This window comes from Duganella lactea (assembly GCF_009857505.1).
GTDB lineage: Bacteria > Pseudomonadota > Gammaproteobacteria > Burkholderiales > Burkholderiaceae_D > Rugamonas > Rugamonas lactea.
This window is the reverse complement of sequence record NZ_WWCP01000009.1, coordinates 84,655-109,827: the sequence shown is the minus strand read 5'-3', so window position 1 is coordinate 109,827 and position 25,173 is coordinate 84,655. Positions and strand designations below refer to the sequence as shown.

Below are 25,173 nucleotides of genomic sequence, written 5' to 3'. Positions count from 1 at the left end.
TTGTTTGATAGCGTTTGGCTATTCTAAACAACGAGAGTCATAAATAAAAACTATATATATCTATTAAGCCTATAGATATATTTAATCAAGCTTCTTGGATGCGCTTGGCGATGTGGGCCAGCGCGTCTTCCACCTGGTCGATCAAGATCAGACACAGGTCGCCGTCCCGCAGGCGCGCCATCGCGGTGTCGATGGCTTTGAACTCACCATAGATCTCTTCGATGTGCGTGGTGCGCGGCGCGCCGTTCAGGCCGGAACGCAACAGCGCCACCACTTCGCCATCGACGCGGCCACGCTGGCAGGCGTCCTCGTACAGCAGCACGTCGTCGAAGGCGCGGCCGAGAATCTCGGTCTGCTGCGTGATGTCCTGGTCGCGGCGGTCGCCGGCGCCCGAGATCACCACCACGCGGCGCTTGGCCGGCATGGTCTCCACCGCTTTCACCAGCGCCAGAATGGCGTCCGGATTGTGACCGTAGTCGGCGATCAGCGTCGCGCCCTTGTAGTCGAACACATTGAAACGGCCCGGCGCGTTGTCCGAATCGTTGGCGAAGGTTTTCAGGCCCAGACGGATCGCATCCCAGCTGATGCCCACGCCCCACGCCGCGGCCACCGACGCCATGACGTTCTCCACCTGGAAGCCGATCGCGCCGTTGCGCGTGATCGGCACCTGCGACAGCGGGACGCGATGTTGCGTGCGGCCTTCCGCCGCGACGATGTCGCCATCTTCCACGTACACGGTGCGGCTGCCCTGCGCCAGATGCGTGGCGATGACCGGATGCGTGCGGTCAGCGCCGAAGAAGATCACCTTGCCGCGGCAGTTGGCCGCCATGCCGGCGACGATAGGATCGACCGCGTTCAGCACCGCGTAACCGCTGGCCGACACGTTCTGCACGATGACGCGCTTCAGCACCGCCAGGTCTTCCACGGTGGTGATGTAGTTCAGGCCCAGATGGTCGCCCATGCCGATGTTGGTGACCACCGCCACCTGGCAGCGGTCGAAGGCCAGGCCTTCGCGCAGGATGCCGCCACGCGCGGTCTCGAACACCGCCGCGTCCACGTCCGGATGCAGCAGCACGTTGCGCGCGCTGCGTGGACCGCTGCAATCGCCGCTGTCGGTCTGGCGGCCTTCGATATAGACGCCGTCGGTATTGGTCATGCCGGTACGCAGGCCGCTGGCGGTCAGCAGGTGCGCGATCAGACGCACGGTGGTGGTCTTGCCGTTGGTGCCGGTCACCGCCACCACGGGAATCCGGCCATTCTCGCCCGGCGCGAACATGGTGTTGACGATGGCCTCGCCCACAGCGCGGCCTTTACCGAACGATGGCGCGATGTGCATGCGCAGGCCCGGCGCGGCGTTCACTTCCACCACGCCGCCGCGTTGATTCTCGATCGGCTCCAGCACGTTGTCGCACACCACGTCCACGCCGCACAGATCGAGGCCGATCATTTGCGCCGCTTCGACCGCGCGCGCCGCCACCTCGGGGTGCACGTCGTCGGTGACGTCGGTGGCGGTGCCGCCGGTCGACAGGTTAGCGTTGTTGCGCAGGATGACGCGCTGGCCCTTGGCCGGCACCGAGTCCGCGTTCAGGTCTTGCAGCGCCAGGCGCGCCAGCGCGATATCGTCGAAGCGGATCTTGGTCAGCGAGGTCGAATGACCCGAACCGCGGCGCGGATCGGCGTTGACGATCTCCACCAGCTCGCGCACCGTGTGCACGCCGTCGCCCACCACCAGCGGCGGATCGCGGCGCGCCGCCGCCACCAGCTTGTTGCCGATGACCAGCAGGCGATAGTCGTGACCCGGCAGGTAGCGTTCGACCATAACGTCGTCACGGAATTCCTTGGCGGTGCGGAAGGCGCTCTTCAGGTGTGCCTCGGTCATGATGTTGACCGTGACACCCTTGCCCTGATTGCCGTCCTTCGGTTTGACCACCACCGGCAAGCCGATCTCCTGCGCGGCTTTCCAGGCGTCTTCCTCGTCTTGAACCGAGCGGCCGATAGGCACCGGTACGCCGGCCGCGTGCAGCAGCTTCTTGGTCAGTTCCTTATCCTGCGCGATGGTCTCGCCGATGGCGCCGGTGGTATCCATTTCAGCGGCCTGGATGCGGCGCTGTTTCGAGCCCCAGCCAAACATCACCATCGAGCCTTCGGTCAGGCGACGGAATGGAATATCGCGCACCACGGCGGCGTTGACGATGGCGCCGGTGCTCGGGCCCAGGCGCACGTCTTCATCCAGATCGCGCAACTCGGTCAGCGCGGCTTCCAGGTCGAAGGCGGTATCGGCCAGCGCGGAGACGATCAGCGCCTCGGCCAGTTCCACGGCGCGGCGGCCGACCGCTTCCTCGGTGTATTCAACCACGATTTGATAGATGCCCTCTTCCAGCGTGGCGTGCGTGCGGCTGAAGGTGACCGGGCAACCGGCTTGCGCCTGCAGGCTCAGGATCACGACTTCCAGCACGTGGGCCAGCGGCACGACATCGTCCTTGCCGACGGCATGCAAAGCGCCAACGGCCGGGAAACGCGCGTGCAGCCGCTGCTCAAAGTTCGCCAGCCTGGCGATCGATTGCTCTTGCGGCGAGCACGAGACGACGACTTCCACCGCCGTGTGGTGGCTCCAAAGATTCGGGCCGCGAAGGGCGCGGGTGCGGATAACTTCCATAACTATTTTTGTTCTTTCAGTGATGTGTTTTTTTCGGCGACGCTTCCCAGGTGCGCAAGCCGGCGCCGATCAGTTCCGGCGTCAGGCCCAGCGCCCAACCGGCGGCGATCGCGGCCAGCACGGCTTCCGGCGGCACCAGCGGCGACAGCGGCAAGGTGCCCACCTCGGTCTGACCTTGCGCCATCACGATGCAATGGGAGCGCTGGAACACCACGCGCTGATCGTCCTGACGGTGGGCGGCGATGGCGGCCAGATGCTCGTCCACGCCGTAGAAAATCACTTCGCCGTCGCACAGGTCGGCCATGTCCACCACTTTCGGATCGGCGGCGTTCAGCACCGCCGCGCCGCTTGGCAGCACCACGTCGATCTGGGTGCGCAGCACGTTGTACAGGCGTTCTTCGCTATCGATGTGGAATTCGCTCACCGCTTCCAGGCCGCCGACATCGGTCACCACGCCGACGGCGCATTTGTCGTAAGCCAGGCCCTCAGCCAGGATCATGCGCGCGCTGTTCTCGAACACGCCGGCTTCGACACTTTTGTTCAGCAGCAGACGCTCGCCGGTCTCCCAGTCGGAGAAGCCGTCACGCGGCAGCAGGCGGCCGTTGACGAACAGGCCGTCGGCGCAAGTGAGGCCGGTTTTCTTGCCGCTGATCTGCAGCAGCCAGGCGACCAGGCGCGCGATCAGCGTGGTGCCGTGGGTGCCGGTGATGCCGACGATCGGCATGCGGCCGGTGGCCTCGCCAAACAGGTGCTCGACGATCGCCTCGCCGACGTTGCGCGGCTCGCCCTCGGCCGGCTTCAGGTGGGCCAGCAGGCCGGGACTGGCGTTGACTTCGATGATGGCGCCACCGGTTTCCGTCAGCGGACGGGTGATATCCGAAGTCACCAGGTCGATGCCGGCGATGTCCAGGCCGACCACGCGTGCCGCCAGCGCGGCCATCGCGGCCACTTGCGGGTGCACCTTGTCGGTGACGTCGATGGCGACATTGCCGTTCAATTGAATCAGCACTTTCTGGCCGTCGGCCGGCACCGAGGCGTGGGTCATGCCCTGGCGCTTCAGTTCCAGCACGATCTCGCCCGATTCGTGCGGTTTGACCAGGCCCAGAGGGAATTCCTCCGTCTCGCCACGGCGCGGGTCGGTATTGATTTGCGTGTTGCACAGTTCCAGCACGGTCGATTTGCCGTCGCCGGTGACCCACAGCGATTCGCCGGCGGCGGCGGCCACCACGCGGCGGCCCACCACCAGCAAGCGGTGCTCGTCGCCGACGATGAAGCGTTCGACGATCACGCTGCTGCTGTCGCCCTCCTCCGCGGCCAGCGCGTAGGCGGCGGCGACATCGGCTTCGTTGGTCAGGTTCAGCGAGACGCCGCGGCCATGGTTGCCGTCATAGGGCTTGAGCACCACCGGCAGGCCGATGTCCTGCGCCGCTTCCCAGGCCTGCGCGGCGCTGGTGACCAGTTCACCTTCCGGCACCGGCACGCCGCACGACGACACCAGCGTCTTGGTCAGGTCCTTGTCCGAGGCGATGCCTTCGGCGATGGCCGAGGTGTGTTCGGTTTCGGCGGTCCAGATACGGCGCTGCGCGGCGCCGTGGCCCAGCTGCACCAGGTTGCCGTCGGTCAGACGGATAAAGGGAATCTTGCGCACACCGGCGGCGTCGACGATGTTGCCGGTGCTCGGGCCCAGGCACAGGCTTTCGACCATGTCGGTCAGCATGGCAACGGTGGCGTCCAGATCATACGGTTGGTCTTCGATCACCGCCATCAGCAGATCGCGGCCGGCGGCCAGCGCGGCGCGGCCGACTTCTTCCTGGCGGGTGCGGAAGGCCATTTTATACAGGCCGCTGTCGGGCTGGATTTCGCGGGTTTTGCCAAAGCCGGTTTTCATGCCTGCCAGGTTTTGCAGCTCCAGCACCACATGTTCCAGGATGTGGCCGGCATACGTGCCGTCGCGCAGGCGCTCCAGGAAGCCGCCGTGCTCGCCCACGCCGCAGCGGTGCACGATCAGGCCCGGCAACAGGGTCGTCAGGCGTTCGTACAAACCGGGCAACCGATTCGATGGGAAGTTCTCCAACTCGCCGATGTCCAGCCACGCCTCGACCACCGGGCGATAGGTCCAGATATTAGGTCCGCGCAAGTAACTTACTCGGAGAACGTCAATGTCTTTCTTCTTAGTCATGGATTGATTCTTATAACTTTGTTATCGGCCTGGCAAACCCGCGCCGTATTGTAAACCCTGTATCCGTGCCATGCTGCTGTGCGGTATACTTGCCGCCAGCACAAAAGATCCGGTTTTATTGTTTTCTGACACATGTTTGATTCATGACAGAATACCGTAAATAAGCCGCAACAACAGCCCTTTTCCCCTCCGGAGCACGCCTCACGATGACGACAGAACAACTTTCCAACGTATCCAGCCAAAGCGAGCTTCCCGAACGCTGGCGTTCCGAGATACAGGCACAACTTTCCCAAGGGGAAAACGTTGTAAGTGCCCTGGAGGTTGACTTGGATCAGCAACTTCGTTTTTCGAAGGGGATCGTGCTGGTCACGCCGGGCCGGGTGCTGGCGCGCGCGCCGGGCGCGGACGCGTGGCAGGCGTGGCCGTTCGGGCCGGATATGGTGCTAAAACACCACGATCACGCCGGCGTCGGCCACCTCGAACTGGTTAACAGTCAAGGCCGGCTGGGCGCGTGGCGCTTCACGCTGGGCCAGAATCTGGCGGCGATCCGCCTGGTCGAACAGTTCGACGCGCACCGCGACAGCCACGCCAGCGGCGAGCCGGTTGTGGTTGACGACAACAACGTCTGCCCCAGCTGCAAGGCGCCAATGGAGCCGGAGCAGGAAGAATGCCCGGTGTGCACCAAGGTGGTCTACACGCCACCGTCGACGTGGACGCTGTTCCGTCTGTGGCGCTTCGCCAAGCCCTACAAATGGCAGTTGGCGCTCGGCTTCACGCTGATGCTGCTGTCGACCGGCGCCCACATGATTCCGCCGTACCTGACCATCCCGCTGATGGATAATGTGCTGATCCCCTACCAGAACGGCAAGCAGGTCGATTCCTCGCTGGTGGTGCTGTACATGTCCGGCCTGGTGGGCGCGGCGGTGCTGGCCTGGATTTTCGGCTGGGGCAAAACCTATGTGCTGGCGCTGGCCTCGGAGCGCATCGGCGCCGACCTGCGCACTTCCACCTACGAGCACCTGCTGCAGCTGTCGCTGGAATACTTCAGCGGCAAGCGCACCGGCGATCTGATGTCACGCATCGGCTCCGAGAGTGACCGCATCTGCGTGTTCCTGTCGCTGCACCTGCTGGACTTCCTGTCCGACTGCCTGATGATCATCATGACCGGCGTGATCCTGTTCAATCTCGATCCGTGGCTGGCCGTGTGCACGCTGGCGCCGCTGCCGTTCATCGCCTGGATGATCCACCTGGTGCGCGACCGCCTGCGCACCGGCTTTGAAAAAATCGACCGCGTGTGGGGCGAAGTGACCAACGTGCTGGCCGATACGATTCCCGGCATCCGCGTGGTGAAAGCCTTCGCGCAGGAGGCGCGCGAGGCAAACCGCTTCCGCACCGCCAACAAGCACAATCTGGCCGTCAACGACAAGTTGAACAAGGTGTGGTCGCTGTTCTCGCCCACCGTCTCGTTCCTGACCGAGCTGGGATTGCTGGTGATCTGGGTGTTCGGCATCTACCAGGTCTCCAAGGGCAACATCACCGTCGGCGTGCTGACCTCCTTCATCGCCTACGCCAGCCGCTTCTACGGCCGCCTGGATTCGATGAGCCGCATCGTCTCGGTGACGCAGAAATCGGCCTCCGCCGCCAAGCGCATCTTCGACATTCTGGACCACGTGTCCTCGGTGCCCGAGCCAACCAATCCGGTCAGGCTGGATAAGGTCGAGGGCAATATCTCGCTGCGCGAGGTGGGCTTCCGTTACGGCAACCGCGCCGTCAACCGCGGCATCAACCTGGATATCAAGGCAGGCCAGATGGTCGGTCTGGTGGGTCATTCGGGCTCTGGCAAATCCACGCTGGTCAACCTGATCTGCCGCTTCTACGACGTGGCCGAAGGCGCGATTCTGCTGGACGGCAAAGACATCCGCTCGTTCAGGGTGGCCGACTACCGCCGCAACATCGGCCTGGTGCTGCAGGAGCCGTTCCTGTTCTTCGGCACCATCGCCGAAAATCTGGCCTACGGTAAACCGGATGCGACGCGCGCCGAAATCATCGCCGCCGCGCGCGCCGCGCACGCGCACGAATTCATCCTGCGCCTGCCGCAGGGTTACGACTCGATGGTCGGTGAGCGCGGCCAGGGCTTGTCGGGCGGCGAGCGTCAGCGCATCTCGATCGCGCGCGCGCTGCTGATCGATCCGAAGATCCTGATCCTCGACGAAGCCACCGCCTCGGTGGACTCGGAGACCGAAAAAGAAATCCAGAAGGCGCTGGACAACCTGGTGCAAGGCCGCACCACCATCGCCATCGCCCATCGCCTGTCCACGCTGCAGAAGGCCGACCGCCTGGTGGTGCTGGATCGCGGCGTGGTGGTGGAGGACGGCCCGCACGACGAACTGATGGCGCGCGAAGGCGCGTACTACCGCCTGTATCAGGCGCAGGCCCGCAATGTGGATGTGGACCTGGACGACGCCAGCAAGGAGTAACAACATGACGACGACATTTGAACTGACCCGCAATCCCTTCGGCCGTCTGGTGCTGACCACCACGGAAGGCGTGGTGCACGAAGGCGTCTCGCCGGTGCGCGCGTTCCCGGTGCAGGCGCCGGAGGATGGCATCTCGCTGCTCAACACGGACGGCAAGGAAGTGGCGTGGATCGACATGATCAGCGATCTGCCGCCGGCCATCGGCGCGCTGGTGGCCGAGGAACTGGGCGGCCGCGAATTCATGCCCGAGATATCGCGCATCAACAGCGTGACCAGCTACGCCACGCCGTGCACCTGGTCGGTGGCGACCGATCGCGGCGACACCGAATTCGTGCTGCGCGGCGAAGAAGACATCCGCCGCCTGACGGTCGACACGCTGCTGATCTCCGACATCCACGGCATCCACTACCTGGTCCGCGACCTGCGCGAACTGGATAAACACAGCAAGAAAATCCTCGACCGCTTCCTGTAACGTATTACAGGCGCTGGCGCAGCGCGTCGATAAAGGCGTCGGGATGGTCCAGGCTCAGGTAGATCCTGGACACGGACTGCTCGCCGCCAAAGGGCGTCGCCAGCTTGCTGTTTTCACGCAGCCGGATCTCGACGTTCAGACGGCCGGACTGACGGAAGCGTAGAATGCCGCGTTGACGACGAATGCCATCTTCGCAGCGAACCACCGCCTCGATCAAGCCGTAAGCGACTTCGCGGTCTCCCGTCAGCACACCGTTGCGTATCAGCAGCGCATTGTAGTCGAGCGAGATCGGGCGCCATAGGCTGGCACGGTATTCCGCCAGCAGGTACAGCATCGACATCAGACTGAGAATATCGAGCGTCCACGCCAGCCTCGGCTTCGACAGCGCCAGATGCAGGAACATGTGCATCAGCGGCATCTCGAACAGCATCACCATGAGGAAGGCAAACTGGTTGGACACGTTGCCATCGTTCTTGTCGTAGCTGAAGTGCTGCTCGCCGCGAAAGCGCAACCGCTCGCCCCTGCGCATGAACAGGCCGTAGTACCACACCCGCATCTCAAACACCGCGAACGGCACGAAGCGGCTAGCGCCAAGCTGGCCACGAATGGTGCGTTCCATCGCTTCATCCGCATTGCCGCTCAAGCGCATCGCCGCCTGCACGCGGTGCAGCACCAGCATCAGCACATAGAGTTCCAGCGCCACCTCAAGCACCACCACCAGCAGCCAATAACCCTCGATCGCGCGCCACAACTGCTTATCCTCGGCCGGAATCAGCAGCCGCCCCACCAGCACGCCCGCCGCGGCAATCCCCAGCCAGGCCTTGAGAAACTCGCGCAGCGTGGGCCGGAACATGAAGTAGTACAGCAGTGGCAGCGATATCAGCATATCCACCAGCAAAGGCCACTCCGCCTTGTAGCTACCATAGTCGTTGGCGACGAAAGGCACCCGGAAGTAAAAATAGTGCGCCGCGATCATCAGCACCGCGATCAATCCAAAGCACTGCTTCCTGCTTAAGCCGCCAACAGTCATAAAAGCTCTCCAAAGAGAGCTTGATGGTAACTCATTTAAAGGACTTTATCAGCGCGTCAAATTTCACCTTCAGCGACTCGTCGTGCGGTGTGATCGGAGGCACCGCACGCTCGACGCCGAGCAGCTGATAAACCGCCATCTGCGCCGCCCGCACCGAATATTCAACCGTGAACACCACGTCCTCCGGCACCTCGACAAACTGGCTGACAAAGGCCAGGTTGCGCGATCCCGCCGGCACCGGCAGCGGACGGTCGCTGTGCTGGCGCGGCATGAACATGCTGGTGATGTAGGGCATGCGGCAGGGGATGCAATTCGCCTTCGCCATCACCTCGGCGTAATCGAAATTCAGATGGCCGCACAACTCGCGCAGAATCTCTTCACCGCTGCACTCGGCCATCGGCTTGGCGACGAAGTTGCCGATGCGGTCCGGATGCAGGCCGTAGCCCCAAAACACCTGCACGCCCTGCGGCTGTCCGGCAAAGTGCGGCTGATGCGCCAGCACCACCGACATGAACCAGTTGGAGTCCTGGAACGTCACCAGCCCGCCGGTGCCGGCGACGTTGCCGGTGAACTTCTCCATGCGGTCGAAGAAAACGGTATCCTTCAGCGTGACCGTGAAAGACGCCCACCACGATTCAGGAATGCTGGCGTTGAAGGCCGCCGGGTTGCCGAACTGCGGCCGCCCCGCCGCCAGTTTCTCCCACAAGACCCAGCCCTGGCTATCGCGCTTATCCAGCTTGGGCGGTGCGCTGTGCATGCCGCCATGGCTGGAGGCGTCGGTCATTGAGCCGTTCTGGAAGAACACCAGGTCCTCGGGGCGCACCGGGACAGTCTGCGTTTCGCCGTTGCGAAGGTAGCGAATAGCGGTGACCGTTGAGGCGTCGTCGGTCAGCGACAGATCCTCGACCGTGGCGCCGAACAGCACCTGCACGCCCTGCTGCCGCAACCAATGCTGCAAAGGCCGCACCAGCGAATCGTACTGGTTGTAGACGGTGCGCTTGACGCCGGCCAGCGTCTCGATGCGCGAGAACTCCTTCATGAAGCGGCGCAGGTAGCGCTTGAACTCCACCGCGCTATGCCAAGGCTGGAAGGCGAAGGTGGTCGCCCACATGTACCAGAATTTGGTCTCGAAGAACGCCGGCGACAGCCAGTCGGTAATGGCGCTGTCGCCCATGTCCTTCTCGTCGGCCTCCTCCAGCTTCACCAGTTCCAAGCGGTCCTGCATGGAGAACCCCATCGAGCTGACATCAACCTTGAAGCGGTTGCGGTCCACCAGCCGCGCACGCGAATGGGTTTTATACAGTTCGTTGAAGGCGATGGTTTCTTCATACACCGTCTGCCCCGGGTGCTCCAGTGACGGGATGCTCTTGAACAGGTCCCACACACACTCATAATTATCGGTGGTGAGCATGCGGCCGCCGCGCAGCGTGTAGCCGCCGTCCGGATCGCCGCCGCCGTCAAGACTGCCGCCTGCCAGCGGCGTTGCCTCGAAGATGGTGATATCGCCGCCGGCGATGCCGCCGTCGCGAATCATGAACGCGGCGGCGGCCAGCGAGCCAATACCGCCACCAATCAAATATGCTTTAACAGAATCACGCATGATGCCCACTCCCTCGGTTGAGATGAGCCCATTCTAGGCAGTCAAGTCAACCGGGGTCTGCGCGCCAGATTCAGAAAAGCCGTGATTAGAAGCGCTTACCTAAAAGGCGCGGCGATCGAGCAAAAAGCGCTTACTTTTCGGTGTACATATCGGCGTATTTCAGGCCGAAGTACAGAATGAACAGGTAGCACGCGGCAGGCACCAGGAACGACAGTTGCAGGCTTACGGTGTCGGCCAGATAGCCCTGCGCGAACGGCACCAGCGCGCCGCCGACAATCGCCATGCACAACACGCCCGAACCCTGGCCGGTCAGCGGTCCCAGTTTGTTCAGAGCCATCGAGAAGATGGTCGGGAACATGATGGAGTTGAACAGACCAACCGCCAGGATCGACCACATCGCCAGCGAACCGCCGCTGAAGATGGCCAGCAGCACCAGCACAATCACCGCCGCCGCGTTGAAGGCCAGCGCCTTGCCCGGACTGACGGTGCGCATCACCGCGAAGCCGATGAAGCGGCCGATCATCGCGCCGCCCCAGTAGAAGCTGACGTAGTGCGCAGCCCGTTCCGCCGTCAGTCCGGCCACATGCGGCTCGCCGAGGAAGTTGATCAGGAAGCTGCCGATCGACACCTCGCCGCCGACGTACAGGAAGATCGCCACCGCGCCCAGCGCCAGGTGACGGTGCTGCAAGGCGTCGGCAAAGCCGGCTTGCGCCCCGCCCTGCTCCGCGTCGACGATCTTCGGCAGGCGCGCCAGCGCGAATAGCACCGCCAGCACCAGCAGCGCCGCGGCCAGCGCCAGATACGGACCTTGCACGCTGGCCGCTTCCTTGGCGTGATAGGCCGCCAGCTCCGCCGCCGGCAGCTTGGCCAGATCGGCCGAACTCAGAACGCCGCCGCCCAGAATCAGCATGCCGCCCAGCGCCGGCGCCACCGTGGTGCCCAGCGAATTGAAGGCCTGCGTCAGCGTCAGACGGCTGGACGCGGTGCGCGCATCACCCAGCACCGCCACATAGGGATTGGCCGCCACCTGCAGAATGGTGATGCCGGCAGCCAGCACGAAGAAGGCGATCAGGAACAAAGTGTAGCCGCTGGTCGCCGCCGGATAGAACAGCGCGCAGCCGGCGGCCGCGATCGTCAGGCCGGCCACGGCGCCGTTCTGGTAGCCTAGTTTTTTGATCAGCATCCCCGCCGGCAGCGAGACGATGAAATAGGCGCCGAAGAAGCAGAACTGCACCAGCATCGCCTGCACATAGGTCAGCGTGTACACCGCCTTCAAATGCGGAATCAGCACGTCGTTCAAGGACGTCAGCAAACCCCACATGAAGAACAGGATGGTGACGATGACCAGTGGCCCGGTATTGCCGCCCGAGGTCTGCGACCGCCCCGGCGCCACAACAGTTTGCGAATAATGCTCCATGCTTTATTTTCCCCTTTTTATTATTTAAGATCCGCGCACGCCAACGCATCTTTGTCCTTGGCGGCGCCGCCAACGATCTGAATGTTGGCGAACGTCGCGGTGAACGGCGCATCGGCGGCTACGCTGAATGGTGTGCTGAAAGCGGCCAGCGGCAAGCCTTTGGCGGCAAAGCAGGCCAGCGGTATCTTCACCGTTTGCTTGCCCTTGCCGCTCATCTGCTTCAATACCGGGCCGGCATCCAGCTCCACCGTCTCCATGCCAATCAACACCTTGCCCTGCGGCGCGGCGGTGACAATGGCGTCAAACTGCAATGCACCGTCGGTGCCGGCAAACGCCGGCAACTTGTGCGCCTTGCTGGCCTGTGCTTCCAGTTTTGCCGGGCCGGTCCAGGTCAGACGCTTGGCGTCCTGCTGGGTGTTGATCTGCGCGGTTTCCACTTTTACAGTCGGCAGATTGAACACCGCGTTCAGGTCCGCCCCCAGCGCCACGCGCTGACCACCGCTGCTGACGTACAGGCCATACGTCGCGCGGTCGGTCGGATTGTACACCGGCACCGCCAGCGACTTGCCGCAGCCGCCTTCCGGATAGCTCGTATCCAGTTGCGGCACCGAGACTTTGCTGTGGTAATTCAGGCCGTAGCCATATTTAAACAACGGCGCGTAATCCGCATCGCCGACGTTCAACGGCGTCTGGCAGGCCGACTTCGGCCAGGAGAACGACAGCTTGCCGCGGAAGTCCGCATTGACCTTGCCGTCCGCCTTGCGGAACAAAACATCGATCACGCCCTTGCCCTCGGTGCCCGGCAGCCACGCCGCCACCACGCTGTCCGACAGATTGATGATGTCATTGGTGTACAGCGGACGGCCGGTGATCAGCACCGTCACCACCGGCTTGCCTTTGCCGGACACCGCCCGCAGCACCGCCAGGTCTTCCGGATGGCGGCCCGACAGACGCAGCGTACCGGCCGGGCCAATGTCGCCATCGCCCTCGGCGTATGGCGTCTCGCCGATGACCGCGATCACCGCGTCATACTTGCCCACGTCAACGCCAGCGGCGTTCTCGCTGTAGGTAAGGTTGTCCTTGCCGACGACTTCCTGAACACCCGCCAGGATGGTGTCGCTGAACGGATAGTCGCTGTTCTTGTTGTCGGTGCCCTGCCAGGTCAGCGACCAGCCGCCGGACTGATTGGACATATTGTCGGCGCTCTTGCCAACCACCAGAATCTTTTTGCCGCGCGCCAGCGGCAGCACGTTGCCGTTATTTTTGAGCAGCACCAGCGACTCGCGTACCGCCTTGCGTGCCAGTGCGCGGTCCTGCATGGCTTCCTGCTTGCCGGCGTAGATGTTCTGCGAAGGCTTCTTGCCGTCGAACAGGCCGGCGCGCAGCTTCACGCGCAGGATGCGGGTCACCGCGTCATCGATGCGCGACATCGGAATCTCGCCCTTCTCCACCTGCGCAATGGTGTTGGCGATGAAGCTCTTCCACTTCTCCGGCACCATGATCAGATCAACGCCGGCATTGATCGAGGCTGCGCAGCTGTCTTCCTCGCAGCCGGTTACTTCGCCGATGCCGTTCCAGTCGCTGACCACCAGACCGTCAAAGCCCATCTTCTCCTTCAACGCGACGGTCAGCAACTCGCGGCTGCCATGCAGCTTGCCGTAGTCGTTCCAGCTGTTGAAGGACGCCATCACCGTCTGCACGCCGGCGGCCAAGGCCGGGTAGTAGCCCTGGGCATGGATGTTGATCATCTCTTCAGGAGTGGATTTGTTCAGCCCCCGGTCCTTGCCCTCAAACGTGCCGCCATCGCCGACAAAGTGCTTGGCCGTGGCCACCACCGTGTTGTCGGATTTCAGATCGCCTTGCAGGCCTTTGACGTATTCGCCGGCGTACTCCTTGACGATGGCAGGGTCTTCGGAAAAGCTCTCGTAAGTGCGTCCCCAGCGGTCATCGCGCACCACCGCCAGCGTTGGCGCAAACACCCAGTCGATGCCGGTGGCGCGCACCGCGCGCGCGACCGACCTGGCCATGTCGCCCACCAGCTTCGGATCGCGCGCGGCGCCGAGGCCGATGTTATGCGGGAACAGCGTGGCGCCGTACATATTCGAGTTGCCGTGCATCGCGTCGATGCCCCAGATGACTGGAATCTGTACCTTCATGTCGGTGCGCATCGAGGCGTCGTAATAGGCGTCGGCCAGCTTGACCCAGTCGGCCGCGCTGGCGTGCTTGTTCCCGTTCGCCCAGCTGCCACCGCCGTTCAGCACGGAGCCGATGTAGTACTTGCGGATGTCGTCCGGCGTGATGTATTTGATTTCCGGCTGCGTCATCTGGCCGATTTTCTGCGCCAGCGTCATGCCGGCGACGATCTGCTTGATGCGCGCCTCCATGGCCTTGTCCTGCTTGACGGCGCTGGTGATGTGCGGCCAGTCGGTCAGCGGTTTGGCGGCGGGTGCGGCGATGACGTTGGCGCCCAGCGCCAGCGTGGCTGCAACGACGGCGCGACGCAGGATGTGGTTGTGTGAATTCATTGTGTATGTCTCCCTTATTAAAGTTTTCGCCATTCCCTAGCAGACGGAATGACGGCTTAGGCGCCGCGTAAAAAGGCGCTGTACCACTCGCCGCTTTGCTTGACGATGCGGCGCTGCGTTTCATAGTCGATATAGGTCAGGCCGAAGCGGCGCAGATAGCCCTCCGCCCACTCGAAGTTATCCAGCAAACTCCAGGCGAAATAGCCTTTGATCCTGCCGCCGCCGGCAATCGCGTCACGCACCGCCGCCAGGTGGCGGATCAGGTAATCGCGGCGCGCCGTGTCGCGCACCAAGCCATCTTCAAGATGATCGTCGTAGGAGGAGCCGTTCTCGGTCACATACAAATCACCGGTCGGATAATCGCGCGCCACGCGCTCCAGCAGCGTCACCATGCCGTCCGGCGCAACCTCCCAGCCAAAATCCGTGCGCTGGCGATCCGGCGGAAAAACGATCTGCGCACGCAGCGGATATTCGTCCGGCGCGTCCCGGACCACTTCCGGAAAGTAGTAATTCACGCCGAGGAAATCGCACGGCACGGCGATGGCTTCCAGATCGCCGGGTTCCACCACAGGAGCATCGGCGCCGACCAGCGCCAGCGCTTGCGCCGGATAGCCGCGGCCATACAGCACATCGAGGAACCAGCGATTGCGCAGCGCGTCGTGACGCGATACGGCGGCGCGATCAGTCGCGCTGTCGCTGGCCGGCATCACCGGATGCAGGCTCAAAGCGATACCGACCTTCGCATCCGGCACATTGGCGCGGATCAGCGGCACCGCGCGACCGTGCGACAGCAGCACGTTGTGGCACACCTGCAGCGCCAGCGGCAGCGACTTGTTGCCTGGCGCATGCATGCCGTCCCAGTTACCGTGCATGGCGGTGCACCAAGGCTCGTTGTGGGTGATCCAGTGCTTCACGCGGTCACCCAGATGCCTGGTCATCACATCCGCATACCGCAGATACAGATCGACGGTGGCGCGGTTGTTCCATCCGCCCTGGTCCTGGATGTACTGCGGCAGGTCCCAGTGATACAGCGTGCACCATGGCTGCAGGCCGCGCGCCAGCATGCCGTCCACCAGCCTGGAATAGAAGGCCAGACCTTTCGCATTCGGCTCGGCGTCCACACCGTTGAAGATGCGTGGCCAGGCGATCGAGAAGCGGTAGGCATTCAGCCCCATGGACTGCGCCAGATCCAGATCCTCTTCCCAGCGATGATAGTGGTCGCAGGCCACTGCGCCGGTGGAACCGTCGCGGACCTTGCCGGGCGTGGCGGCAAAGGTGTCCCAGATCGACGGCACGCGTCCATCAACAGCGGCCGCGCCTTCAATCTGGTAGGACGAGGTGGACACGCCCCATACAAAATCGCCGGCAAAGTCGGAACGTTGAATCGCCATCGGCAGATCGGTAAGCATCATGGTCATGGTTTGAATGGAGTAGGCGATGTTGGAGAATTCATCCACCTGATGGCGGATTGCTGCGGCTCATACGGCACGCTGCCAAAGCGGCGGAACAGGTTTTCGATATCGGCCAGCGAGGCCTTGTTGAAATCCAGTTTCGGAATTCTTGCGCCGGGCGCGTTGGTGACCAGGCCCCAGGTGCCCTTGCCCTGGCCGCCCTTGTTGGTCACCAGCTTGTAGGCCCACGCGGTCGAGGCCCAGCCGTTGGCGACGTAGGTGTCGTAGGTCACGCGCAGCAGTTGGCCGCCAAGTTCGGGGCCGGTGAAAGCCCATGGCTGGAACTCGCCGACAAAGAAGGCGGTATCGAGCGCCTCCAGCTTGGCCTTCCACTTGCAGACGTTATCGCCGTCACCTTCGCATCGCAGCCAGCCCCGATGCACGGCCAGTCCCGGCTTGCCCCAGCCGAAGTGGCCGGGATACGGATGCATTTCAAAGGCGACGTTGCTCATGCCATGGTCGGAAGGCTTGCCATAGGCGTCGATGCCTTTGACATGGCCGGGCAGGATGATCACGTGATTGCGGTCGATCTCGCGGATCGCCTTGTACAGCGTGCCCATGACCGCCGCCATGTTCTCCGGCGTGGTGCCCCAAGGTTCATTGAGGATGCTGTAACCGGCCACCGCGCCGCGGTCCTTGTAACGGGCGGCGATCTGCTGCCACAGCCAGATGGTGCGCGCCTGATACTCCGGCGTGTCCCAGTATTGGTTCTTCCCCGCGCAGCCGCTGTGATGCTCCCAGCCCTGGCTGCCGACGGCGCCATGCAGATCAAGGATCACGTAGATGCCGCGCTTCTCGGCCTGTTCGATGACGTTGTCCAGATACTTCCACGCGTCGGCGCGCAGGTGGCGCGGATTCTTCTCGTCCTCCACCACGCTGTAGATGAATGGCAGCCGCACCAGGTTCAGATTCAGCGTGCGCAGCATGTCCCAGTCGCGCTCCTTGATCCAGTTATCGCGGAACAGCGTGTACAAACGCTGACGCTCCTCATAGCCGAAGCGCTTATCGAGCACCGCCTCCAGCTTGCACTGGTCGTCGACGGCTTTGGTCTCCTGGCCCATCATCCAGAATTCCTGGATCAGGTAATTGCCCAGATTGACGCCGCGCAGCGCCGGCTGCGTGCCATCGGCGGCCAGCCACTTCGTCCCTTCCGTGTGCAGCATGGGCAGAGCGCCCTGCGCCTGCGCGGCGCCGGCCAGCAGCCACGCGGCCATCACTACCAGTCGTTTTATCAGCATGGCATCCTCGCTATTGGAATCGTTTCCATTATCGTCTAAAAAAAGAGCATGCGGCTGGCGCGCGCTCCCGGTCTTTACCTCTTTTTACCCGCGGCCGGCGCCAATGACGCCCGCTGCGTGACATGCAGCCGGTAATCGCGCGTCACCGGCCGCGTCAAACCGTAGCAACGGTTCAGCAGATAATTCAGGCCGCTCATCGTCATCTCGCTCCACGGGATATGCACGCTGGTCAGCTGCGGCGCGGTGAACTCCGCGCTGTGCGTATCGTCGTAGCCGAGCACCGACACCTGCCGCGGCACCTGCACGCCGGCTTTCTGAAAAGCCGACAGCGCGCCCACCGCCATTTCATCGTTGGCGCAAAACAGCGCGGTCAATTCCTCGCCCGACCGCAGCAACCGCTCGGCACAGGCACGCCCACCTTCCGGCGTGAACTCGCCATCGGCCACCCACATGGTGCGGGTGTCGATGCCGGCGGCCGCCAGCTCCGCCATGAAACCGGCGATACGCTGCTGGTTGTCGGTCGCCGCCGCGCGACCGGCGATCACCGCGATCCGACGGTGTCCCGCGTCCAGCAGGGTGCGCGCCGCCAGCCGGCCGCCAGCCTCGTGATCGACCGTGAAGCACTGCTCGGCGATGCTGGGGAAGGCCTGGTTAATCACCACCACGCGCGACTGGAATGGTCCCAGCGCCGCCACATCCTCGTCCATCAGATCACTGCTCATCACGATCAGGCCATCGCTACCTCGTTCGATCAGAAAATTCAGGCCATCGATCGCCTGATTGCGCGCGTCGCCCTCGCCGACGCCGAACGCCACCACCATGTTCAGTCCCGCCTCACGCAGCGCGGTGTATATCGACTGCAGTATCGGCGTGTAGAACGTGCCGCTCAGGCACGGGATGTACACACCGATCATCTGCGTGGTTCCCGACAACAGCGAGCGCGCCGCGTGCGACGGACGGAACTCCAGTTCCTCGATCGCCTTGAGCACTTTCTCCTGCGTGGTCTTCGATACCGCGCCCTTGCCGCTGATGACGCGGGAAGCGGTCCCTAAACCCACGCCCGCCAGCCGCGCTACGTCTTTGATGGTTGCCACGAATTCCCTTATCGGTTCTGTCTATGCGGCGGAAAGGATAACCCGGACCGCTCAATCCATCAAGGCGGCGACTATGCCCTTCTGCGCCTTTTCCACCGGCATGCGCGTATTCCAGTAAGTCGTCAGCACATCCTGCAGCGCGCCGTTCTGGTCCGGCGTCAGATACACCTCGATCATGCCGACCACGCGCGACTTGTCCTTCAGGATCGCCATGCCGGTGCGTGCGCAGGCATCCATGCCGGACGTCTCGGCATTGCTCAGTATCGGCAGCGAACCCTTGATCTTGTTGAACGCCAGCTGCACGTCCGGCGCCAGCATGGTGGTGGCCAGCAGCTTTTGCGCGCGCACCGTGTCCGGATTTTTCGTCTTCGGGAAAACGAAGGCGTCGCCCTGGATCAGGTATGGCACGTTCGGCCCCAGGCCGGCGATGCAGCCGAAGTCCTTGCCGGCGGTTTGCTTCGCGGCGGCGAATTCGCCCTTGGCCCAGTCGCCCGTGATCTGCACCCCGGCCTTGCCGCCGATGAGCATCGCGGTGGCGTCGTTCCAGTTGCGGTTGGGCGAGCCGGGGTCCACGTAACGCTGCAGGCGCTTGAAGGCCAGCAGCACGTTCTTGAACGCTTCCGAGTTGATCGCCTTCGGATCGCGGTCGCGCAGCACCCGCAGGTATAGCTCCTTGCCGCCGACGTTGGCCAGCATCGCCTGGAACAGGATGTTCTCCTGCCACGGCTGGCCGCCGTGCGCCAGGCCAATCAGACCGGCGGCTTTCAGCTTGTCCAGCGCGGCGAACAGCTGGTCCGGCGTGGCCGGCTCGGTGGCGATGCCGGCTTTTTGAAACGCCGCCTTGGAATACCAGATCCAGGTCGACATATGGATGTCCACCGGTGCCGCGTAGTAGTGGCCCTTGACCTTGATGACGTCGAGCACCGGCTGCGGCATCAGTTGATCCCAGCGGTCGCGGAGCGCGATGTCATCGACGGTGTTGAGCGAGCCGTGGTCGATCAGGTCACGGAACTGCTTGGTCGTGTTGAACTGCGCCGCGGTCGGCGCGTTGCCGCCGACGATGCGGTTGAGGGCCACCGCCTTGGCCTGGTCGGCGCCGGCGATCGCGGTGTCGGCCCAGACGCCACCGGCGGCGCGGTAGGCCTCGGCGAACTTGCGCACGGCGGCGGACTCGCTGCTGGAGGTCCACCAGTGCATCACTTCGGCCGTCGGCATGGCGGCGTGGGACTGCGTAACGGCGCCCAGCGCCAGCCCCAACAGCACCAGCGGCGCGCGCCACAGCCAGGCCAGGCGCGCCGCGCGCCGGGTGTGCTTGTCCATCCAGTCTCCGTCGTTTTTTATGGTCGGCGCGGCCCTGCCCCGACCGAAAAAAATCCGGCGCCGCCCAAGGCGCCGGCAACTTCGCACGGCGAAGAGACGAGGGTACGCGTCAATCAAGGCTGGAAACGTTCCCAACCCCGTGGTCAATATAGCATCGCTTGATTTTAAGTGTCAACGAAAAAGCGGCCGCAGCCGCTTTGTTCAGTCATCCATCGCCATCACGCGCAGCCGGTGGCCGTCACGGTCCAGCGCCACGAAGGTGTAGCCAAAGTCCATCGCGGTCGGCCGCTGGGCGATGGCCAGGCCGCGTGCCGCCCAATCGGCATACAGGTCGTTAACCACGCTGGGGTTGGCGACGGCGAAGGCCAGTTCGCTGCCACCGCCGTTGGCCAGCACCTTGGGCTCGGCCGTGTGGCGCGACCACAGGCCCAGCTTCAGGCCGGACGGCAACACGAACAAGGAAAAAGTCGGCGACGACTCCACCGGTTGCATGCTCAGCAGACTGGCGTAGAAAGCTTCGCTCGCTGGTGGGTTATCGACATACAACAGCACATAATCAGGGCTCAGGGTCAGGTTCATGGGATTCTCCGTTCAAGGTTCAGTGGGTTGGCATGCGTTCATGGTACGACCCCGCCATGACAGTTTCTGTCAGGAGCCTTGCGTCTCATCAACTTTGAATATTTCCTGCTGGATAAAATCGAACGGTATTCACCGTCAGGAGAAGCCCGTGCCCGCCATCCGCCCGCCCCTGCCGCGCCAGCGCGGCGTGATCGCCCTGCTGCTCGGCGCGACGCTGCTGGGCATGCTCGCCGTGCTGGGGCTGGCGCTGGATCTGGCGCAGTTGTACAACCGCAAGGCCGAGTTGCAGATCATGGCGGACGCGGCCGCCATCGCCGCCGCGCGCGAACTCAACGGCACCGCCAGCGGCATCGACAACGCCGTCGCGGCGGCGGCCACCGCCGCCGGCAAGTTCACCTACCGCTACAACGCGCTCGCGGTGCAGTGGTCCAACAACGCCGTGCGCTTCGCCGCCACGCCGGCCACGCCCGACGACAACTGGGCCGATGCCGCCGCCGCCCAAGGCGCGCCGACGCGCATGCTGTACGCCAAGGTCGACACGCGGCAACTGGCCAGCGATCCCGGCCTGGTGGAAACCGTCTTCATGCGCTTGGGTGGCGTGGGCGGCGGCGATGCCGAGACCGCCGCGCGCGCGGTGGCCGGACGCGCCTCCACGCTGGTGACGCCGCTGGCGATCTGCGCGCAATCGCCGACGCCGGCGGCCGCGCGCGCCAACGTCAGCGGCAACAGCGGCTATAACGAGCTGGTCGAGTTTGGTTTTCGGCGCGGCGTCGCCTACGATCTGATGCAGTTGAATCCGCATGACGTGACGCCGGCGCATTATCTGATCGACCCGCTGGCCGCGCCCGGCACGACCGGCACCGCCGGCGACTTCGCGACCGCCGTGGTCGGCCCCTTTGTCTGCACCGGTCAGCTGGCCATGCCGACCGTCAGCGGCGACAAGCTGACCGTGCAGCGTGGCTTTCCGCTGCTCGACCTGTACCGTCAATTGAACTCGCGCTTCGACGACTACACCGGCAAGCTGTGCCTGGCGGAGACGGCGCCGCCCGACAGCAACATCAAGCCCTTCGTCTACACGACCAGCTGGATGGCGCCGGCGGCCGCCACGCAAACGGCGGCGACCTGGATCAGCGGCGGCAAACTGAGGACCCGCGCCGACCCCCTGCCCGGCGACGCCAGCAACACCGCGCCGCAGTATGGACCGTTGTGGGCCGGCGCCCGCGCCGTGCCCTATTCGGCCTATGTGGCGCAGCCGGTCGAACCGGCCAGCGGTTATAGCGTGTTCGCCACCAGCGCCTGGTCCAGCCTGTACACGCCGGGGCCGCCGTCCGCCAGCGGCTACCCGACCAACAAAAGCACCGCCACCCCGTACAGCCAGACCGGCGGCGCCAGCTACTTCCAGGCGCCGTCAACACCGCACCTGCCCGGCGTCGCCAACCGCCGCGTGCTCAACGTGGCGCTGCTGGCATGCCCGGTGGCGGCCGGCGCCATCGCCAGCGCCAGCGTGCTGGGCGTGGGCCGCTTCTTCATGACCGTGCCCGCCACCAGCAGCAGCCTGAGCGCGGAGTTTGCCGGCGTCGCGCCGGCGGCATCGCTGAGCGGCGCGGTGGAGTTGCAGCGATGAGCGCCGCGCAACCACGCGGCCGGCAACGCGGCGCGGTGGCGCTGGAACTGGCGCTGTCGCTGCCGGTCATGCTGACGCTGCTGGTGGCGCTGGTGTTTTATGGCCGCGTGATGTACCACTACGAAGTGGTGCAGAAAGCCGCGTGGGCGGGCGCGCGCTACCTGTCCAGCGTGCCGGCGGTCAACATGAGAAACCAGCAGCAGGCGGCGCAGGAGATGGCGCTGGCCACGGCGCTGATCAATACCGAGCTGAGCGCGCTGAAGCCGGAACCGGGCAGCCTGTACGTCTCGGTCAACTGCGACAGCGCGCCATGCGGGCTGTACAACTATCTGCCGGCGATGATCAACGTCACCGTCATCATCGACGTGCCGGGCGACCTGTCCGGCTACGGCGAGTCCCTCACGCATGTCCGCGTGCGCGCCAACCACAATCTGCGCTATGTCGGCAACTAAAAAGCTGCGCCGGCAGCGCGGCGCCACCGTGGCCGAGTTCGCGCTGTGCGTGGTGGTCTTTCTCGGCGTGCTGTTTTTCATCCTGGAAGCGGCGCGCGCGCTGTACCTGTGGAACACCCTGCAGGAAGTCACCCGCCGCGCGGCTTACGCCGCCGCCGTCAACGACTTCAGCAATCCTGGCGTGATGCAGCAGCTGCGGCAATCGGCGATCATGCGCGACGGCCCCGGCACGCTGCTGCTGGGCGCGCCGGTGACGGACGAGCACGTGCAGATCGACTATCTGGCGGTGACGCGCAACGCCGACAACACGCTGAGCATCACGCCGATCGCCGGGGGCAGCCTGCCGGCCTGTCCGGCGCAGGCGCGGGTGAACTGCGCCGCCAATCCGTATGGCGGCAACTGCATCCGCTTCGTGCGTGCGCGCATCTGCGCGCCGAATACCCAGGACTGCGGCGCGATCGCCTACCAGCCCATCTTCCCGATGACCGGCATCCGCTTCCCGCTGCCTCAGGCCGAAACGCTGGCCCGCGCCGAGTCGCTCGGCTTCGAGCCGGGGAGCACCTTGTGTCCGTGATATGTGCCGGCATGGGTCATTGCGGCGTCTTACCTCACGCCTGGTGACTGTTAAACGCTTCCAGCACAGCCGGGGCAATCAGTCGATGCATCGGCCTGACCGGCAGCATGTAAATGCGGCCAAGGGTATTCTTGACGTGGACAATAGTGGTTACCCGCACCAGCGCCCTGTCGTTTTCACCGTCCTGGGCGCGGTGAATACTCAGGAAAACGTCCAGATGCTTGTCTTTATCACCGATCAAAGCCTCTTCGAACGAGTTCTCGAAGACCGTGAAAATGCTCACTCTTTCCCCTGCTTTGTAGTCCTCGGCCGGCTTGCTGCCCGACACCGAAGCGAGCCTCCCGAGATTCTTCAAGCCGACCAATGCGCCAGCGCGATTTCTCAGGTCCATGCACACGTCAACCCAATGCGGCGTGCATGCCGCCGCCTGGATAAATAGTCCGAGCGCCGACTGCCCTCGGGTCTGCGCCTCGACGCCCCAGGTGTCATGAAAATCAGCGCCGGCCAGGAGGCTCGTCGCTCGACTGCCTTCCGGAAGAGCCGCCTCAAATGGACGATTAGTGTTATTGGTCATGGCTCCGTCCTTCATGATTCGAATTGCGTTCACAGCGGCGACGACTCAGAGAGAACCCTGAATGGGTGGCTAGACGCTTACATCAGCACCATGTCAGCCACACGTCACTGACCTAGAAGCCGCAATCAGCAATGAGTGCGGCTTCTTTCATAGGCGCTCACTTCGCACGTCGTATCAGCGAGTAGTCCACTTGGGCTATCAATTCTGCCGGAAAGAGGTTCACTGACGCCGTGTCGTCAAAGACCCAATCAAAGTACGCCATAAGGATACGGGCCAGTCCAAACATGCTGAAGTTGTAGCCGCCCTCCCTTACGCCGTACTGGGAACCGAAAGCCCAAGTCTCATAGTCGAAAATACCTCGCTCATCGACAGTGGTAGTCGGCGTGTACAGCGTTATCTTGAAGTGCTTACTGCCGTTCGCTATGTCCTTTGCTGCATTGAGAGCAGCAGTCAGGCCCGCATGCTTCCGCTTCAGCTTCTTAAGCGATTGCTTTGGCCTTCCCCCATTCTTGGGCAACCAGTCATGCGCCAGATGCCGAGCCGTGACGATGAAATTGAACGCAGCGTAGTCTTGTCGCTTCTGGCTTTGCTCGTCCTCGCCCTCACCAGCAGCTTCAAGTGCTGCAAGGTCAGCTTTCAACTTCTCATAGACATCGAAGCAGGTAGACATGCCGAAGCTTGGGGATAGCGAAGTTGCCATGATCGGGAAAGGTCGTTGAGAGTAGCCCAGTGTACGCCGGTTCGATACCGAAGCAAAACGCGCCGTGGAGCACGTAAAGAAATTGGTGCAGGAGTGGTGCACAAAGTCAGAAAAGAAAAAAGGCTCACGATCCGAAGATTTCGTAAGCCTTTGTTCTGAAAAGGATTTTGTTGGTCGGGGCGAGAGGATTCGAACCTCCGACCCCGTGCACCCCATGCACGTACGCTACCAGGCTGCGCTACGCCCCGACTAACAGCTCATTATAGCAGCGGGTTTGAGTATTTGTCATGTTTACCGGACACGACTAAGATGCCCTCATGATCAGCAATGTCGATGGCCAGTTCCAGGTTGCCAGCTTTGATCGGCAGCGCATCCACGAATGCCATGGCGCCATCCACCACCTGCAATGCCTTGAGCCTTGCGGCGGCGATGCCGGACTGGCGGCGGACACTGGAAGCGCTCAGCGCGATCAACGCTTTACGATCAACGGTTTATACCAATTTGACCGTGATCGGCGACAGGCCGGCGACCTTCCCTTCCAGGACGTTGCCGCGCGCCACCGCACCCACGCCTTCCGGCGTGCCGCTGAAAATCAAGTCGCCCGGCGCCAGCGTGAAGTAGGTCGACAGGTTGGCGATGGTCTCGTTGATCGACCAGATCAGCTGCGCGATCGATGACGACTGTTTGGTCACGCCATCCACGTCCAGCTGGATGGCGGCGTGGTTGATGTCCCCCACTTCATCGGCGCGGTGAATCAGGCCGATCGGCGCGGAAAAATCGAACGCCTTGCCAATCTCCCACGGACGGCCGGCGTCGCGCATCTTGAATTGCAGGTCGCGGCGCGTCATGTCGAAACCGACCGCGTAGCCGAAGATGTGCGATGCCGCGTCCGCCACCGCGATGTTGGCGCCGCCCTTGCCGATGGCGACCACCAGCTCGCATTCATAATGCAGATTGTTGGTCAGCGGCGGATAGGGCAACTCCAGCACGCGGTTCGGCGCGGCCGGCACCACGGCTTGGGCGTCGCCCGGCTTGCAGAAGAAGAACGGCGGTTCACGCTCCGGGTCGGAACCCATTTCGCGCGCGTGGCCGGCGTAGTTGCGGCCGACGCAGTACACGCGGCGCACCGGGAACAAATCGGCCGTGCCGGCGACCGGCAGGCCGACGATATCGTGGGCGGGGATTACGTAGGAAGTCATGATGCTCCTTGA

At 63.5% G+C, this 25,173-nt stretch carries 20 protein-coding genes and 1 tRNA gene; 5 read left to right on the top strand and 16 right to left on the bottom strand.

What is annotated here, in order from left to right; all coding sequences use genetic code 11:
• Positions 1-85 precede the first annotated feature (85 nt).
• Together cphA and GTP44_RS10255 are read right to left on the bottom strand one after the other, a co-directional pair.
• On the bottom strand, positions 86-2,656 hold the full coding sequence (cphA, locus tag GTP44_RS10260; RefSeq protein WP_161019349.1) for a cyanophycin synthetase: 2,571 nt from the start codon (positions 2,654-2,656) through the stop codon (positions 86-88).
• A 16-nt stretch (positions 2,657-2,672) separates the two neighbouring features.
• Positions 2,673-4,835, bottom strand: a complete 2,163-nt coding sequence (locus GTP44_RS10255) for a cyanophycin synthetase (protein WP_161019348.1) — start codon at positions 4,833-4,835, stop codon at positions 2,673-2,675.
• Between the two features lie 206 nt (positions 4,836-5,041).
• Here GTP44_RS10255 and GTP44_RS10250 point away from each other — a divergent pair, with 206 nt between their 5' ends.
• Positions 5,042-7,312, top strand: coding sequence for a cyanophycin metabolism-associated ABC transporter (locus tag GTP44_RS10250; protein WP_160991630.1), 2,271 nt, complete (start codon positions 5,042-5,044; stop codon positions 7,310-7,312).
• A gap of 4 nt (positions 7,313-7,316) precedes the next feature.
• The gene (locus tag GTP44_RS10245) at positions 7,317-7,784 is read left to right on the top strand and encodes a cyanophycin metabolism-associated DUF1854 family protein (RefSeq protein WP_161019347.1); all 468 of its coding nucleotides are present in this window, start codon (positions 7,317-7,319) and stop codon (positions 7,782-7,784) included.
• Between the two features lie 4 nt (positions 7,785-7,788).
• On the opposite strand, the gene GTP44_RS10240 is transcribed toward GTP44_RS10245, so the two are convergent.
• From GTP44_RS10240 to GTP44_RS10200, 9 genes are all read right to left on the bottom strand, one after another.
• Positions 7,789-8,814 carry a hypothetical protein gene (locus tag GTP44_RS10240; protein WP_161019346.1) on the bottom strand — a complete coding sequence of 342 codons (1,026 nt, stop codon included), beginning with the start codon at positions 8,812-8,814 and terminating at the stop codon, positions 7,789-7,791.
• Between the two features lie 31 nt (positions 8,815-8,845).
• A complete protein-coding gene (locus GTP44_RS10235; RefSeq protein WP_161019345.1) occupies positions 8,846-10,414 on the bottom strand; it encodes an oleate hydratase in 1,569 nt (522 codons plus the stop codon).
• 130 nt (positions 10,415-10,544) lie between these two features.
• A complete protein-coding gene (locus GTP44_RS10230; RefSeq protein ID WP_161019344.1) occupies positions 10,545-11,831 on the bottom strand; it encodes a sugar MFS transporter in 1,287 nt (428 codons plus the stop codon).
• Positions 11,832-11,851: 20 nt separating this feature from the next.
• Positions 11,852-14,356: a glycoside hydrolase family 3 protein gene (locus GTP44_RS10225; protein WP_161019343.1), complete on the bottom strand. Its 2,505-nt coding sequence runs from the start codon at positions 14,354-14,356 to the stop codon at positions 11,852-11,854.
• A 56-nt stretch (positions 14,357-14,412) separates the two neighbouring features.
• A complete protein-coding gene (locus GTP44_RS10220) occupies positions 14,413-15,774 on the bottom strand; it encodes a GH1 family beta-glucosidase (RefSeq protein WP_161019342.1) in 1,362 nt (453 codons plus the stop codon).
• Positions 15,771-17,045, bottom strand: a complete 1,275-nt coding sequence (locus GTP44_RS10215) for a glycoside hydrolase family 5 protein (RefSeq protein WP_160991623.1) — start codon at positions 17,043-17,045, stop codon at positions 15,771-15,773. The genes GTP44_RS10220 and GTP44_RS10215 overlap by 4 nt, the downstream gene beginning before the upstream one ends.
• A gap of 74 nt (positions 17,046-17,119) precedes the next feature.
• A complete protein-coding gene (locus GTP44_RS10210; protein WP_160991622.1) occupies positions 17,120-18,139 on the bottom strand; it encodes a LacI family DNA-binding transcriptional regulator in 1,020 nt (339 codons plus the stop codon).
• Between the two features lie 51 nt (positions 18,140-18,190).
• On the bottom strand, positions 18,191-19,459 hold the full coding sequence (locus GTP44_RS10205) for an ABC transporter substrate-binding protein (RefSeq protein WP_160991621.1): 1,269 nt from the start codon (positions 19,457-19,459) through the stop codon (positions 18,191-18,193).
• A gap of 201 nt (positions 19,460-19,660) precedes the next feature.
• On the bottom strand, positions 19,661-20,038 hold the full coding sequence (locus tag GTP44_RS10200; protein ID WP_161019341.1) for a VOC family protein: 378 nt from the start codon (positions 20,036-20,038) through the stop codon (positions 19,661-19,663).
• A gap of 148 nt (positions 20,039-20,186) precedes the next feature.
• On the opposite strand from GTP44_RS10200, the gene GTP44_RS10195 reads away from it, so the two are divergent.
• Genes GTP44_RS10195 through GTP44_RS10185 form a run of 3 tightly spaced genes read left to right on the top strand, consistent with a single transcriptional unit; the run spans position 20,187 to position 22,688 of the window.
• On the top strand, positions 20,187-21,662 hold the full coding sequence (locus tag GTP44_RS10195) for a pilus assembly protein TadG-related protein (protein WP_371867194.1): 1,476 nt from the start codon (positions 20,187-20,189) through the stop codon (positions 21,660-21,662).
• The gene (locus GTP44_RS10190) at positions 21,659-22,114 is read left to right on the top strand and encodes a TadE/TadG family type IV pilus assembly protein (RefSeq protein ID WP_160991619.1); all 456 of its coding nucleotides are present in this window, start codon (positions 21,659-21,661) and stop codon (positions 22,112-22,114) included. The genes GTP44_RS10195 and GTP44_RS10190 overlap by 4 nt, the downstream gene beginning before the upstream one ends.
• A complete protein-coding gene (locus tag GTP44_RS10185) occupies positions 22,101-22,688 on the top strand; it encodes a TadE/TadG family type IV pilus assembly protein (RefSeq protein WP_161019339.1) in 588 nt (195 codons plus the stop codon). The genes GTP44_RS10190 and GTP44_RS10185 overlap by 14 nt, the downstream gene beginning before the upstream one ends.
• Before the next feature lie 34 nt (positions 22,689-22,722).
• Here GTP44_RS10185 and GTP44_RS10180 read toward each other — a convergent pair whose 3' ends face one another.
• The 5 genes from GTP44_RS10180 to GTP44_RS10160 form a co-directional block, all read right to left on the bottom strand.
• On the bottom strand, positions 22,723-23,262 hold the full coding sequence (locus tag GTP44_RS10180) for a DUF2867 domain-containing protein (protein ID WP_161019338.1): 540 nt from the start codon (positions 23,260-23,262) through the stop codon (positions 22,723-22,725).
• Positions 23,263-23,419: 157 nt separating this feature from the next.
• On the bottom strand, positions 23,420-23,932 hold the full coding sequence (locus GTP44_RS10175; protein WP_161019337.1) for a hypothetical protein: 513 nt from the start codon (positions 23,930-23,932) through the stop codon (positions 23,420-23,422).
• Positions 23,933-24,133: 201 nt separating this feature from the next.
• A tRNA-Pro gene (locus GTP44_RS10170) sits at positions 24,134-24,210 on the bottom strand.
• Positions 24,211-24,222: 12 nt separating this feature from the next.
• Positions 24,223-24,435 (bottom strand): hypothetical protein, encoded by a 213-nt coding sequence (locus tag GTP44_RS28200; protein WP_161019336.1) that lies wholly within the window; start codon positions 24,433-24,435, stop codon positions 24,223-24,225.
• Between the two features lie 18 nt (positions 24,436-24,453).
• Positions 24,454-25,161 (bottom strand): fumarylacetoacetate hydrolase family protein, encoded by a 708-nt coding sequence (locus tag GTP44_RS10160; RefSeq protein ID WP_161019335.1) that lies wholly within the window; start codon positions 25,159-25,161, stop codon positions 24,454-24,456.
• Positions 25,162-25,173: the final 12 nt, after the last annotated feature.

Coding starts and splice junctions, on each gene's coding strand:
- cphA (WP_161019349.1), bottom strand. CDS start 2,656: ATGGAAGTTATCCGCACCCGCGCCCTTCGCGGCCCGAATCTTTGGAGC.
- GTP44_RS10205 (WP_160991621.1), bottom strand. CDS start 19,459: ATGGACAAGCACACCCGGCGCGCGGCGCGCCTGGCCTGGCTGTGGCGC.
- GTP44_RS10160 (WP_161019335.1), bottom strand. CDS start 25,161: ATGACTTCCTACGTAATCCCCGCCCACGATATCGTCGGCCTGCCGGTC.
- GTP44_RS10240 (WP_161019346.1), bottom strand. CDS start 8,814: ATGACTGTTGGCGGCTTAAGCAGGAAGCAGTGCTTTGGATTGATCGCG.
- GTP44_RS10180 (WP_161019338.1), bottom strand. CDS start 23,262: ATGACCAATAACACTAATCGTCCATTTGAGGCGGCTCTTCCGGAAGGC.
- GTP44_RS10225 (WP_161019343.1), bottom strand. CDS start 14,356: ATGAATTCACACAACCACATCCTGCGTCGCGCCGTCGTTGCAGCCACG.
- GTP44_RS10250 (WP_160991630.1), top strand. CDS start 5,042: ATGACGACAGAACAACTTTCCAACGTATCCAGCCAAAGCGAGCTTCCC.
- GTP44_RS10200 (WP_161019341.1), bottom strand. CDS start 20,038: ATGAACCTGACCCTGAGCCCTGATTATGTGCTGTTGTATGTCGATAAC.
- GTP44_RS10175 (WP_161019337.1), bottom strand. CDS start 23,932: ATGTCTACCTGCTTCGATGTCTATGAGAAGTTGAAAGCTGACCTTGCA.
- GTP44_RS10190 (WP_160991619.1), top strand. CDS start 21,659: ATGAGCGCCGCGCAACCACGCGGCCGGCAACGCGGCGCGGTGGCGCTG.
- GTP44_RS10230 (WP_161019344.1), bottom strand. CDS start 11,831: ATGGAGCATTATTCGCAAACTGTTGTGGCGCCGGGGCGGTCGCAGACC.
- GTP44_RS10220 (WP_161019342.1), bottom strand. CDS start 15,774: ATGACCATGATGCTTACCGATCTGCCGATGGCGATTCAACGTTCCGAC.
- GTP44_RS10185 (WP_161019339.1), top strand. CDS start 22,101: ATGTCGGCAACTAAAAAGCTGCGCCGGCAGCGCGGCGCCACCGTGGCC.
- GTP44_RS10255 (WP_161019348.1), bottom strand. CDS start 4,835: ATGACTAAGAAGAAAGACATTGACGTTCTCCGAGTAAGTTACTTGCGC.
- GTP44_RS10215 (WP_160991623.1), bottom strand. CDS start 17,045: ATGCTGATAAAACGACTGGTAGTGATGGCCGCGTGGCTGCTGGCCGGC.
- GTP44_RS10235 (WP_161019345.1), bottom strand. CDS start 10,414: ATGCGTGATTCTGTTAAAGCATATTTGATTGGTGGCGGTATTGGCTCG.
- GTP44_RS10245 (WP_161019347.1), top strand. CDS start 7,317: ATGACGACGACATTTGAACTGACCCGCAATCCCTTCGGCCGTCTGGTG.